This window comes from Streptomyces sp. NPDC001922 (assembly GCF_042891165.1).
GTDB lineage: Bacteria > Actinomycetota > Actinomycetes > Streptomycetales > Streptomycetaceae > Streptomyces.
Genome location: NZ_JBIASV010000014.1, coordinates 256,493 through 270,482, shown reverse-complemented (window position 1 = coordinate 270,482; position 13,990 = coordinate 256,493). Strand labels below are relative to the sequence as shown.

The window sequence follows — 13,990 nt, the reverse complement described above, 5'->3', positions numbered from 1 at the left end:
TGTCGTTGCATGCTGCGGGTGCTTCGGTGCTGCGGGTGCGGTTGGCCCCGGTGGGGACGGACGCGGTCTCCCTCCACGCCGTCGACACCACGGGCCAACCCGTGCTGTCCGTCGAGTCGCTGACCATCCGTCCGATGTCCACCGAGCTCCTGCGTGCGGCCGACACCTTCCGGCGGGACGCGCTGTTCCGTCTCGACTGGCACGCACTGCCGCCATCGACGACCGCCGTTGCTGCCGATACGGACGCCTGGGCGGTACTGGGTACTGCGGAGCACCTCCCCACGGACCTGCTCGGCTCGTCCACCGAAGACCTCCGTGTGGTCCGTGACCTGGACGTACTCCGTGCCGACAACGAGGTGCCGAGCATCGTCGTCGTGCCGTGCGGCCTGTCCGCAACCGACACATCGACTACCGACACATCGACTACCGACACATCGACCACCGACGCACCATCGATCACCGACACCACAGTGCTCGCCAACACCTCGGTGAGCACAGCAGAAGCCGCACGGACCGCCACACATCGCATGCTCGACCTCCTGCAGTCGTGGTTGGCGGACGAACGGTTCGCGTCCTCGCGTCTCGTGGTGGTGACGCGTGGTGCGGTGGCGGTTGATCCGGACGAAGGTGTCGCGGATCTGGCGCATGCCGCGGTGTGGGGTCTGGTGCGCTCGGCGCAGTCGGAGAACCCCGACCGGTTCCTGCTGATCGACGTGGACCCCGACACCGGAGCCACCGCACCGGCGGACACGATGCAGGGGCTGCTGCCCTCGATGATCGCGTCGGGCGAACCACAGGCCACGGTGCGCGCCGGCACCGTACGAGTCCCCCGCCTGGTGCGTGCGGCAGTGCCTTCGAACCCAGAGCCTTCGATGGTCTGGGATGTTGCGGGTACGGTGCTGGTGACCGGTGGTACGGGTGCGTTGGGTGCGGTGGTGGCCCGGCATCTGGTGGTGGAGCACGGTATCCGTCACCTGGTGCTGACCAGCCGTCGTGGTGTTGATGCGCCGGGTGCTGTGGAGCTTCGGCAGGAGCTCGCCGGTCTCGGTGCGCAGGTGCGTATTGCCGCGTGTGATGCGGCGGACCGCACCGCCTTGGCAGCTCTCCTGGCGGACATTCCGGCGGAGGCTCCCCTCACTGGTGTGGTGCATACGGCGGGTGTTCTGGACGACGGTGTGGTGTCGGCTCTGACGCCGGAGCGGCTGGATGCGGTTCTGCGTCCGAAGGTGGATGCGGCGCTGAACCTGCACGAGCTGACGCGGGACATGGGCCTGTCGGCGTTCGTGTTGTTCTCCTCTGCTGCTGGTCTGCTGGGTGCGGCCGGGCAGGGCAACTACGCCGCCGCCAACGCGCTCCTCGACGCCCTCGCACAGCACCGTAGGTCCCAGGGGCTGCCCGGTCAGTCCCTCGCCTGGGGCCTGTGGGCCCAGAGCAGTGGCATGACCGGCGGCCTGTCGGAGGCCGACGTCTCGCGCATGGCGCGGGCCGGACTGCGCCCGCTGACGGAAGCCGAGGCCCTGGAGCTGCTGGACATGGCTCATGCCGCCGATGAGGCGGTGCTCGCCCCGGTGCATCTCAACGCCTCGGCCCTGGCTGCACGAGGAGCACTGCCCGCGTTGCTGCGCGCCCTGGTACGCGCCCCGGCCCGTCGCGCCGCGGCCGCCGGACGCGGGCCGGAATCCGTCCAGGACACCCTGCTCGCCACCCCGGAAGCCGACCGCGACCGGGTGCTCCTGGACCTCGTCCGTACCCACGCCGCGGCGGTCCTCGGGCACGCCGGACCGGACGCCGTGTCCGCGCGGTCGGGCTTCCTGGACGTCGGCTTCGACTCGCTCACCGCGGTCGAGCTGCGGAACTCCTTGGGGGCGGCCACCGGGCTGCGGCTGCCCTCGACCCTGATGTTCGACTACCCGACCCCGCAGGCACTCGCCGAATACCTGCGGGAACAGCTCTTCCCGTCCTCCGGCGCTGCCGCCGAGGCCGATCCGGAGGAGGCCGAACTCCGGGCGGCACTGGCGTCCATTCCGGTCAGTCGATTCAAGCAGGCAGGCCTGCTCGACGTACTGCTGCAACTCGCCCGACCCGACTCCGGAACCGAAGAGGTTCCCGAAGCGGATGAGTCGGACCTCATCGACGAACTGAACGTGGAAAGCCTGGTGCAGCGGGCACTCGGCGATGCCCAGTTCTGAAGACCACCAGGCCATTTGCGGAGGATGAAGTGAGCACTTCCACCGAGAAGATCGTCGAGGCTTTGCGGGCCTCTCTCAAAGAGAATGAGCGGCTCCGGCAGCAGAACCAGCAGCTGTCCAGAATATCGACGGAACCGATCGCCATTGTGGGGATGAGCTGCCGTTACCCGGGCGGGGTCGACTCTCCCGACGCCCTGTGGGAACTCCTCTCCGCCGGCCGTGACGGCGTCACGGAATTCCCCACGGACCGCGGTTGGGACCTGGCCGCACTCCGCGGCTCCGACCCGCAGAAGCCGGGCGCGAGCGACACCCACGAGGGCGGATTCCTCGAGGGTGCCGCGCAGTTCGATGCCGCCTTCTTCGGCATATCGCCCCGTGAAGCGATGGCCATGGACCCGCAGCAGCGCCTGATCCTGGAGGCGTCGTGGGAGGCCTTCGAGCGCGCGGGCATCGACCCGCAGGCGGTGCACGGCAGCCGCGTCGGTGTGTTCGCCGGGCTCATGTACCACGACTACGCCGGACTGGTGGAGCGTTCGCCCGGTGGCGGTGACGGCTTCCTGGGCAACGGCAGCGCCGGCAGCGTGCTCTCCGGCCGGGTCGCGTACACCCTCGGCCTGGAGGGACCCGCCGTCACGGTGGACACCGCGTGCTCCTCGTCCCTGGTCACCCTGCATCTCGCCTGCCAGGCGCTGCGCCGCGGCGACTGCTCGATGGCCCTGGCCGGCGGCGTCACCGTCATGGCCACTCCCGGTGCCTTCGTGGAGTTCAGCCGCCAGGGCGGCTTGGCGGGGGACGGTCGGTGTAAGTCCTTCGCGGATGCGGCGGATGGCACCGGTTGGGCTGAGGGTGTGGGGATGCTGTTGGTGGAGCGGCTGTCGGATGCCCGTCGGAATGGTCATCCGGTGCTGGCGGTGGTGCGGGGTTCGGCGGTGAATCAGGATGGTGCGTCGAGTGGGTTGACGGCGCCGAATGGTCCGTCGCAGCAGCGGGTGATCCGGCAGGCGTTGGAGAGTGCGGGGCTGTCCGCCGAGCAGGTGGACGCGGTGGAGGCGCACGGCACCGGGACTGCACTCGGTGATCCGATCGAGGCGCAGGCTCTGCTGGCGACCTATGGGCAGGGGCGTGCGGCGGGCCGTCCGTTGTGGCTGGGTTCGGTGAAGTCGAATCTGGGGCACACGCAGGCGGCTGCGGGTGTTGCGGGTGTCATCAAGATGGTCATGGCGATGCGGCACGGGGTGTTGCCCCGGACGCTCCATGTCGACCAGCCGTCGTCGAAGGTGGACTGGTCGGCCGGTGCGGTCGAACTGCTGACCGAGGCCGCCACCTGGCCCGAGACCGGCGAACCACGCCGAGCAGGCGTCTCGGGCTTCGGCGTCAGCGGCACCAACGCCCACGTCATCCTGGAACAGGCACCCGAGGCGACCGACGCTCCGGAAGCGACACCTGCCGGTGCGTCCGGTGCTTCCCCCTCGGTGGTGCCGTGGGTGTTGTCGGGGCGCAGCGTGGAAGCCCTGCGGGCGCAGGCGGGCCGGCTGGCGTCGCTGCTGAAGGACGAGCCGGGACTGTCTCTCGCCGATGTGGGCTATTCGCTGGCCACATCGCGGGCCGTGCTGGAGCACCGGGCCGCGGTCGTGGCGTCCGGGCGTGAGGCGGGCCTGGCCGCACTGACCGCTCTGGCGTCCGGGAGCACGGCTCCGGGGCTGGTGGAACACGGCGTGGTCGCCGGGAAGTCGGCGGTGCTGTTCACCGGCCAGGGTTCCCAGCGCCTGTCGATGGGCCGCGAACTCTACGCTGGTTATCCGGTGTTCGCGGAGGCGTTCGATGCGGTCTGTGGTGAGCTGGACCGGCATCTGGAGCGACCGCTGCGGGACCTGGTCTTCGGCTCCGACGCCGGGGTGCTGGACCGCACCGGTTTCACGCAGCCTGCACTGTTCGCCCTTGAGGTGGCTCTGTTCCGTTTGGTGGAGTCGTGGGGTGTGCGGCCGGAGTACGTGGCCGGTCATTCGGTGGGCGAGCTGAGCGCTGCCCACGTAGCGGGCGTACTGTCCCTGTCCGATGCCGCTGCCCTGGTGGCGGCGCGTGCACGGTTGATGCAGGCGCTGCCGGAGGGCGGGGCGATGGTGGCCGTCGCCGGCTCCGAAGACGAAGTGCGTGGCCGGCTCCGTGATGCGGTCGGCGTCTCGATCGCGGCTGTCAACGGCCCGCGGTCCGTGGTCATCTCCGGTGACCGCGACGCGGTCCTCGCGGTGGCCGAGCGCTTCACCGCGGCCGGAGTGAAGACCTCGCGTCTGCGGGTGAGCCATGCCTTCCACTCCGCTCACATGGACGGCATGCTCGACACGTTCCGCTCCGTGGCGGAGAAGCTGTCGTTCCGGGCGCCGCGGATCCCGGTGGTCTCCAACCTCACCGGCGCTCTCGCCACGCCGGAAGAGCTGTGTTCCCCCGAGTACTGGGTGCGGCACGTCCGTGAGGCCGTGCGGTTCGCCGACGGAATCCGAACCCTCCACGCCGAAGGCGTCTCGCGCTACCTGGAACTGGGCCCCGACGGCGTCCTCACCGCCATGGTCCGCGACTGCCTCCCCGACGACAGCCGGGCACTGCTCCTCCCGTCCCTCCGCCGCGACCGGCCCGAGGCGGAAACGCTGCTGAGCGCGGTCTCCGGCCTGCACGTCCACGGCGTGGACCTCGACTGGAAAGCCGTGTTCGCGGGCACCGGTGCGCGCCGCGTCGACCTGCCGACCTCCGCCTTCCAGCACGAGCACTACTGGCCGAAGCCGTCCGACCTCCGTCCCGAGGACGTGTCCTCCGCCGGCCTCGGCTCCGTGGACCACCCCCTCCTGGGAGCGGCCATCGTGCTCGCCGGGAGCGACGGAGCCGTTCTGACCGGACGGCTCTCCCTCGACGCTCAACCCTGGCTGGCCGACCACGCCATGGCCGGCGCCGCTCTGCTGCCCGGCACGGCGTTCGTCGAATGGGCCATCCGCGCGGGTGACGCGGTCGGCTGCGACCGGGTGGACGAACTCACCCTCGAATCCCCCCTCCTCCTGCCCGCCGACCGGGCGGTGCAGGTGCAGATCGCGGTCGGCCCTGCCGATGACACCGGCCGGCGAACGCTGGAGGTGTACGCCCGGCCGGCCGCGGACACTCCACAGCCCATGCTCGTCGACGCCTCCCAGGACGCCGCGTGGACGCGGCACGCCACCGGAGTCCTCGCTCCCGCGGACATGGGGGCGTACGAACAGGCCACCGCCGCTCCTGTCGCGTGGCCGCCGCAGGGATCCACGGCGGTGGACCTCGACGGGGCCTACACATCCCTCGCCGACAGCGGGTACGACTACGGCCCCGTGTTCCGCGGACTGCGCGGACTCTGGCGCCGGGGCAATGAAGTCCACGCCGAGGTCGCCCTGCCGGACGCGGCCGAGGCGGAAGCCCGTGCCTTCGGCATCCACCCGGCACTCCTCGACGCGGCCCTGCACGCGATCGGCCTGAGCGGACTGCTGCAAGCCCCCTCCGGCGCCGAACGTCAGGCATGGCTGCCGTTCTCCTGGCGCGGTGTGTCCTTGCGGACGGCCGGTGCCGCCGCCGTCCGCGTCCGGCTGTCCCTCACGGGTCCGAACGCCGTCTGCCTGGAGCTGACGGACCACGCCGGACGTCCGGTGGCCCGCGTCGACGAACTGATGATGCGCGCCGTGGCAGTGAACGAGCTGGGGGCCGGGCACGGCGCACCACGCGACTCACTGTTCCGGGTGGACTGGGCGAGCCTGCCCACGCCCCGGCACCCCACGGGCTCGGACGATCGCCTGATCGTGCTCGGGCACGCCACCGGCGAACGCGCCTCCGCGGCAACCGCCCTTCCGGAAGCCGGTGTCCAGCGGTATGCGGACCTGAGCGAGCTCGGGGCCCGTATCGACGCCGGTGAACTGCCGACCCCGGACGCCGTGTGGATGGAGATCACCGAACACGACCCGGACACGGCCACCCTGCCGTCCCATGTGCTCGAGGCCACCCAGCAGACCTTGACGCTGCTGCAGTCGTGGCTGGCGGACGAGCGGTTCGGGTCGTCGCGTCTGGTGGTGGTGACGCGTGGTGCGGTGGCGGTCGATCCGGACGAAGGTGTCGCGGATCTGGCGCATGCGGCGGTGTGGGGTCTGGTGCGGTCGGCGCAGTCGGAGAACCCCGACCGGTTCGTCCTGCTCGACCTGGACAACGGCTCCGAGGCGGACACCGCCGTCGAGCCGACCGGTCTGCCGGCGTGGCTGCCGGCCTCGGGCGAGCCGCAGGCCGCCCTTCGCGCGGGCACGGTACGGGTCCCGCGTCTGGCGCGTGCCGCCCTGTCCGCGGACCCGGAGTCCCCGGTCGCGTGGGATCCTGCGGGAACGGTCCTGATCACCGGTGGGACGGGCGCACTGGGTTCGGCGGTGGCCCGGCATCTGGTGGCCGAACACGGGGTGCGCCACCTGCTGCTGACCAGCCGTCGCGGCACCGACGCGCCGGGCGCTGCGGAGCTTCAGCAGGAGCTCGCCGGTCTCGGTGCGCAGGTCCGCATCGCCGCGTGCGATGCCGCGGACCGCACCGCCCTGGCCGCCGTCCTCGCGGACATCCCGGACGCGGCCCCCCTCACCGGAGTGGTGCACACAGCCGGCGTCCTGGACGACGGGGTCATCGGATCCCTGACCGCCGAGCGTCTCGCCACGGTGCTCCGCCCCAAGGCGGACGCCGCGCTCAACCTCCACGACCTGACACGGAACCTGGACCTGTCGGCATTCGTGCTGTTCTCCTCCGCCGCGGGCATCGTCGGCGCGGCCGGACAGGGCAACTACGCCGCCGCCAACACCTTCCTCGACGCCCTCGCACACCACCGCCGCGCGCTCGGCCTCGCCGGACAGTCGCTCGCCTGGGGGCTGTGGGATCAGTCCAGCGGCATCACCGGCGCGCTGACCGGCACGGACGTCGACCGGATGGTGCGAACCGGAGCCGAGGCGCTCTCCGATGAGGAGGGGCTCGCGCTCCTCGACACGGCGTGTGCCGCGCAGACGCCCCTGCTGGTTCCGATGCGTCTGACCACCGCACGACTGCGCGAGCAGGCACGGGCCGGACAGGTCCCGGCGCTGCTGCGCGGCCTGGCCGGCGCCTCGCCTCAGCGCAGGATCGCGCAGCGCGACGAACCCTCCGGGCCGCGTGGACTCGCCGGACTGACCCCGGCTCAGCGGGAACGCGCCCTACTCGACCTGGTGTGCGCCGATGTCGCGGGTGTGCTCGGACACGCCTCCGCCGGTGCGGTCGACGGCGAGCGCTCCTTCCGCGACCTGGGCTTCGACTCACTGACCGCGGTCGAGCTGCGCAACCGGCTCACCACCGCGACCGGCCTGCGGCTGCCCGCCACCCTCGTCTTCGACTACCCCTCACCGGCCGTCCTGGCCCGGCACCTGAGCACCGAACTGTCGGGGACCGACACCGCCGGATCCGCCCAGACGCCCGCCTCGGGCGCCACCGACGACGACCCGGTCGTCATCGTGGGAATGAGCTGCCGCTACCCGTCGGGTGTGCGGTCCCCCGAGGACCTGTGGCACCTGGTCGGCAGCGGAGGCGACGCCGTCACCCCGTTCCCCACCGACCGTGGATGGGATCTGGAGAACCTCTACGACCCGGACCCCGGCCACTCCGGAACGAGCTATGTGCGCCACGGCGGCTTTCTGCACGATGCCGCGGAGTTCGACGCCGCTTTCTTCGGCATCTCGCCGCGTGAGGCGCTGGCGATGGACCCGCAGCAGCGGCTGCTGCTCGAAGCCTCGTGGGAGGTCTTCGAACGGGCCGGCGTCGACCCGCTGTCCGTCCGGGGCCAGTCCGTGGGCGTGTTCGCCGGTGTGATGGGACAGGACTACGCCGCACGCTTCAACCGGTTCCCCGAATCCGTCGAGGGCCAGCTCGGCAGCGGCAACGCCGGGAGCGTCGTCTCGGGCCGCATCGCCTACACCCTCGGGCTGGAGGGGCCGGCGGTGTCGCTCGACACCGCGTGCTCGTCGTCGCTGGTGGCCCTGCACCTCGCGGCGCAGTCGCTGCGGCAGGGCGAGTGCACGATGGCCCTCGCCGGCGGCGTCACGGTGATGTCGACACCGGTCGCCTTCGTGGAGTTCAGCCGTCAGCGGGGTCTGGCCGCGGACGGCCGGTGCAAGGCGTTCGCGGGCGCCGCGGACGGTACGGCCTGGGCCGAGGGCGCCGGCATGCTGCTTCTGGAGCGGCTGTCGGACGCCCGCCGCAACGGCCACCCCGTACTGGCGGTGGTGCGGGGCTCGGCGGTGAACCAGGACGGTGCGTCGAACGGTCTCACCGCCCCCAACGGCCCCTCCCAGCAGCGCGTCATCCGGCAGGCGCTCACCAACGCACGGCTGTCCGCCGAGCAGGTGGACGCGGTCGAGGCCCACGGCACCGGAACCGCACTCGGTGACCCGATCGAGGCGCAGGCCCTGCTGGCCACCTACGGCCAGGGGCGCCCGGAGGACCGTCCGCTGCGCCTCGGCTCGGTGAAGTCGAACCTGGGCCATGCCCAGGCCGCCGCGGGTGTCGCCGGTGTCATCAAAATGGTCATGGCGATGCGCCACGGGGTCCTGCCGCAGACCCTGCACGTCGACGAACCGACCCCCCATGTGGACTGGTCGGCCGGCGCGGTGCAGTTGCTGACCGAGTCGGTGGCGTGGCCGGAGACCGGCGAGCCCCGCCGGGCCGCCGTGTCGGCCTTCGGCGTCAGCGGCACCAACGCCCACGTCATCCTCGAAGGCGCGCCGGTCGACACCTCGCGGACGACCGAACCGTCGGACCCGACGAGCGCGGCCCCCGACACGACTGCCGTCGAGTCGGGCACCGCTCCCGGCACCGAGATCGTCCCCTGGGTGCTCTCGGCGCGTGGCGCGGACGCACTGCGCGCACAGGCGGACCGCCTGCACACCCTGACCAGCGCCCAGGCCGAGCTGTCGCCGGTGGATGTGGGGTATTCGCTGGTGGGTGGTCGTGCGGGGCTGGAGCATCGTGCGGTGGTGCTGGGTGCTGGTCGTGCGGGGCTGGTTTCGGGTCTGTCGGTGGTGGCCGGTGGTGGGGCCGGTGCCGGTGTGGTGCGGGGTGTGGCCACGGCCGGTAGTGCTGGTGTGGTGTGGGTGTTCCCGGGTCAGGGTTCGCAGTGGGCGGGGATGGCCGAGCAGTTGTGGAATTCCTCCTTTGTGTTCCGGGGGCGTATGGCGCAGTGTGCTGCGGTGCTGGATCCGTTGACGGGTTGGTCGTTGACGGATGTGGTGCGGGGTGTTGAAGGCTGTGCGTCGTTGGATCGGGTGGATGTGGTCCAGCCGGTGTTGTGGGCGGTGATGGTCTCCCTTGCCGAGGTGTGGCGCTCGCACGGTGTGGAGCCTGCCGCGGTGGTGGGCCATTCCCAGGGCGAGATTGCCGCCGCCTGTGTTGCGGGGGTGTTGAGCTTGGAGGACGGCGCCCGTGTGGTGGCGTTGCGCAGTCGTCTGATCGCGGAGATGGCCGGTGACGGCGGGATGCTGTCCGTGGCACTCCCGGTGGATGAGGTCACTGGGGCTCTGGCGGACTTGGGTTCGGCGGTGTCGGTGGCGGCGGTGAATGGTCCGGCGTCGGTGGTGCTGTCGGGGGACCGTGAGGCCCTGGTGGCGTTGCAGGCGCGGTGGGAGGCCGAGGGCGCGCGGGTGCGGATGGTGCCGGTGGATTACGCGTCCCACTCGGTGCAGGTGGAGCAGATCGAGGACCGTCTGCGGGAGGTACTGGCCTCCATCCGTCCGGTGTCGGGGCAGGTGCCGTTCTATTCGGCGCTGACGGGCGACGTGGTTGATGGTGCGGAGTTGGATGGCGGGTACTGGTACCGGAATCTGCGGGAGACGGTGCGGTTCGATCAGGCCACCCGGGCTGTACTGGACGCGGGCTACCGCACGTTCGTCGAGGTCAGTGCGCATCCGGTGCTGTTGATGGGGGTGCAGGAGACGGCTGACGCAGCCGACCGTCAGGTGACGGCTGTGGGCACGTTGCGGCGTGGTGAGGGTGGTCCGGAGCGGTTGTTGACCTCCTTGGCGGAGGCCTGGTGCGCGGGTGTCGATGTCGACTGGCGCACTGTGTTCGAGGGCACGGGCGCACGCCGTGTGGACCTGCCCACCTATCCGTTCCAACGCCGCCGCTACTGGCTCGACGCAGTGCAGCGCGGTGGTGACGTCGAGTCGGCGGGTCTGATCCCGGCCGATCACCCGTTCCTGGACGTGGCGATCGGGGTCGCGGACGCGGACACGCACCTGTTCACCGGCCGGCTGAGCCTCGACGCCCACCCCTGGCTCGGCGACCACACCGTGACGGACACCGTGCTGCTGCCCGGTACGGCCTTCGTGGAGATGGCGATGCGGGCCGGTGCCGAGGTCGGGTGCGGTCGCGTCGAGGAACTCACCCTGGAGGCCCCGCTGATCCTGCCCGAGCGGGGCGGGGTTCCCCTCCAGATGTCCCTCGGCGCACCCGACGGCGCGGGCCGGCGCTCCCTCTCCGTCCATGCGCGAACGGAGGGGCGCGACGGAGCGGAATGGACCCGGCACGCCGCCGGTGTCGTCGCCCCCGCCACGGAGGAGGCCACGTACGACCTGAAGGTCTGGCCGCCCGAGGACGCCGTCGCCGTGGACCTGGACGGTCACTACGACCGTCTGGAGGAGACCGGGCTCGGCTACGGCCCGGCGTTCCGCGGGCTGCGGCGGGCCTGGACCGCGGACGGTGAGGTGTATGCCGAGATCGCCTTCGACGGCGAGGCGGCGGCACCCGGTGGCGCCTTCGCGCTGCACCCGGCGCTGCTCGACGCCTCCTTGCACGCGATCGGCCTCGGCGGACTCGTCGAGGACACCGGTCGGCCGCACTTGCCCTTCGTCTGGGCGGGTGTTCAGCTGCACGGCTCCGGCTCCGGTGCTGCGGTGCTGCGGGTCCGGCTGACCGCGGCCGACGGGGACGGCATCGCCCTGGAGGCCGCCGACGAGGACGGGCGGCCGGTGGCGTCCGTCGCCTCGCTGGCGCTCCGCCCGCTCGCGCCCGGTCGGCTCGCCGCCGCACAGCAGCAGTCACTCTTCGAGGTGGAGTGGCAGCCCGCCGCTCCGGCGTCCGGCACTGTGCCCTCCGGACGGTGGGCCGTGCTGGGTGACGGTTCGTCCGACGTGGTGTCGGCGCTCACGGCGACCGGGGCGACGCTCGACGGCTACCCCGGCCTGGCGGCGCTGGGTGACGCGATCGACGCCGGCGGCGACGTTCCGCAGGTGGTGCTGGCCCCGTGCGACGCCACGGGAGCCGGGCCCCTCGACGGACCCGTCACCACCGCGCAGGCCGCCCGGGCCGCCGCCCAGCGCACCCTGGCCCTGGTGCAGGCCTGGCTCCGGGATGAACGTCTCGCCTCCTCGCGCCTGGTGCTGGTCACCCGCGGTGGAGTGGCGGCCGCCGCCGACGAGGCCGTCCCGGGCCTGGCCGAGGCGACCGTGTGGGGGCTGGTGCGCTCCGCGCAGTCGGAGAACCCGGACCGGCTGGTGCTGCTCGACGTGGACGACCCGGACGGCCCCGGCGGCCCTGCCGGCACCGCGCGCGCCGTACGGGCCGCGGTGGACTCCGGCGAGCCGCAGCTCGCGGTGCGCGGCGGGGAGCTGCGGGTGCCCAGGCTGGCCCGCGCCCGCTCCCCGTATGGCGCCGGCGCCCCGTCCGCGCCCGCCGCCGGTCGCACATCCGGTGGCGGCACCGACCGGGCAGCCGGCCGGCTGCCGTTCGGCGAGCAGGGCACCGTTCTGATCACCGGTGGCACCGGGACACTCGGTGCGCTGATCGCCCGCCACCTGGTCACCGAGCACGGCGTACGGCAGCTGATCCTCACCGGCCGCCGTGGACCGGCGGCCGACGGCGCGACCGCCATCGCCGCCGAACTCACCGCACTGGGCGCCGAGGTGACCCTCGCGGCCTGCGACGCCGCCGACCGGGAGGCGCTCGCACAGCTCCTGGACACTGTCCCGGACGACCACCCGCTCACCGGTGTGGTCCACGCAGCCGGTGTCCTGGACGACGGTGTGCTGCCCGCGCTCACGCCCGAGCGTCTGGACGCGGTCCTGCGCCCGAAGGTGGACGCGGCGCTGCACCTGCACGACCTGACCCGCGACCGCGACCTGTCGGCCTTCGTGCTGTTCTCCTCCGCGGCCGGTGTCCTCGGCGGCGCCGGGCAGGCCAACTACGCGGCGGCCAACTCCTTCCTCGACGCCCTGGCCCAGCACCGGCGCGCCCAGGGCCTGCCCGGGGTCTCCCTGGCCTGGGGGGCGTGGGCGGAGACCAGCACCATGACCGGCGGGCTCGACGCCATCGACACCCGGCGGCTCTCCCGGGCGGGAATGGCGCCGCTCACCTCGGACGACGGACTGGCGCTGTTCGACGCCGCGCTCGCCGCCGACCGGGCCCTGCTCGTACCGGCGGGGCTGAACGTGCCGGCGCTGCGCCGCCAGTCCTGGCCCGCCGGGGTTCCCGCGCTGCTGCGCGGCCTGGTGCGGGTCCCGGAGCGGCCGGTGCAGGACGGCGGACCCGGCGACGCGGGGGCCCTGCGGACCCGTCTGGCCGCACTGCCCGCCACCGAGTGGGACACCGCGCTGCTGGAAACCGTCCGCACCCGGGCGGCGATCGTGCTCGGACACGCGTCCGCCGACGAGGTGCAGGCCGATGTGACGTTCCTGGAGTCCGGGTTCAACTCGCTGACCGCCGTGGAACTGCGCAACGCGCTGAACGCCGTCACCGGCCTGCGGCTGCCGCCCACGGTCGTCTTCGACCAGGCGACCCCCGGAGCGCTCGTGGCCTACATGGCGGCGCGGCTGGCGGAGGACGGCGTCGGTGACGGGGCCGAGACACCGTCACCGGCCGGCCCGGCACAGCCGACGGCCGCACCACCACGGGCCGTTGCGGTCGAGCCGGAGCCGGTCACCATTGCGTCGCTGTACCGGAAGGCCGGCGAGGACGGAAAGATCACCGAGGCGCTGCAACTGGGCATCGCGGCCGCCTCGATCAGCCCGACCTTCTCCTCGCCGGACGACGCGGACCCGCTTCCCGGCCCGATCCGGCTGTCCCGCGGCGAGCGGCACCCCCTGCTGCTCTGCCTGCCGTCCTTCAGCGCCACCTCCGGCTCGCACGAGTACGCCCACTTCGCCGCCGCCTTCCGCGACCGGCGCGAGGTGTACGTGCTGCCGGAACCGGGGTTCGCTCCCGGGGAACCCCTGCCGGCGACGGTCGAGGCGCTCACCCGGGTGCACGCCGAAGCGGCCCTCCGGTGCGCCGGCGACGACCCGTTCGTGGTCGTCGGCCGGTCGGCGGGCGGCTGGGTCGCCCACGCGGTGGCACACCGGCTGGAGGAGCTCGGGACTCCCGCGCAGGCGGTCGTCCTGGTCGACAGCTACGCCGCGACCAACGCGATGGGGACCGAGCTGGTGTCCGCCATGATGGGCGGGGTGCTGCTGCGCGACGGCACGTACTCCTCGATCACCGATACGACCGTCACCGCGATGGGCGGCTACAACCGCCTCTTCATGGACTGGTCGGCGCAGCCGATCAGCACGCCGACGCTCTTCCTGCAGGCCCAGGACCCGTTCTCGGAGGACCTGCGGGAACTGCCCGGCGAGGTCTGGCACGCCCGGTGGGATCTGCCGAGCACGGTCGTCGGGGTGCCCGGTGACCACTTCACGATCCTGGAGGAGCACTCGGGAACGACGGCACAGGCCGTCGAGACCTGGCTGGACACCCTGGAGTGACCGCCTGACCAG

At 72.3% G+C, this 13,990-nt stretch carries 2 protein-coding genes; both read left to right on the top strand.

The genetic code is table 11. The features are described from left to right. A partial coding sequence (locus ACFYYR_RS25965) for a beta-ketoacyl reductase (RefSeq protein WP_388858182.1) occupies positions 1 to 2,189 on the top strand: 2,189 nt, incomplete at its 5' end. Positions 2,190 to 2,239: 50 nt separating this feature from the next. Then, positions 2,240 to 13,978 (top strand): type I polyketide synthase, encoded by an 11,739-nt coding sequence (locus tag ACFYYR_RS25960; RefSeq protein WP_388858199.1) that lies wholly within the window; start codon positions 2,240 to 2,242, stop codon positions 13,976 to 13,978. Positions 13,979 to 13,990: the final 12 nt, after the last annotated feature.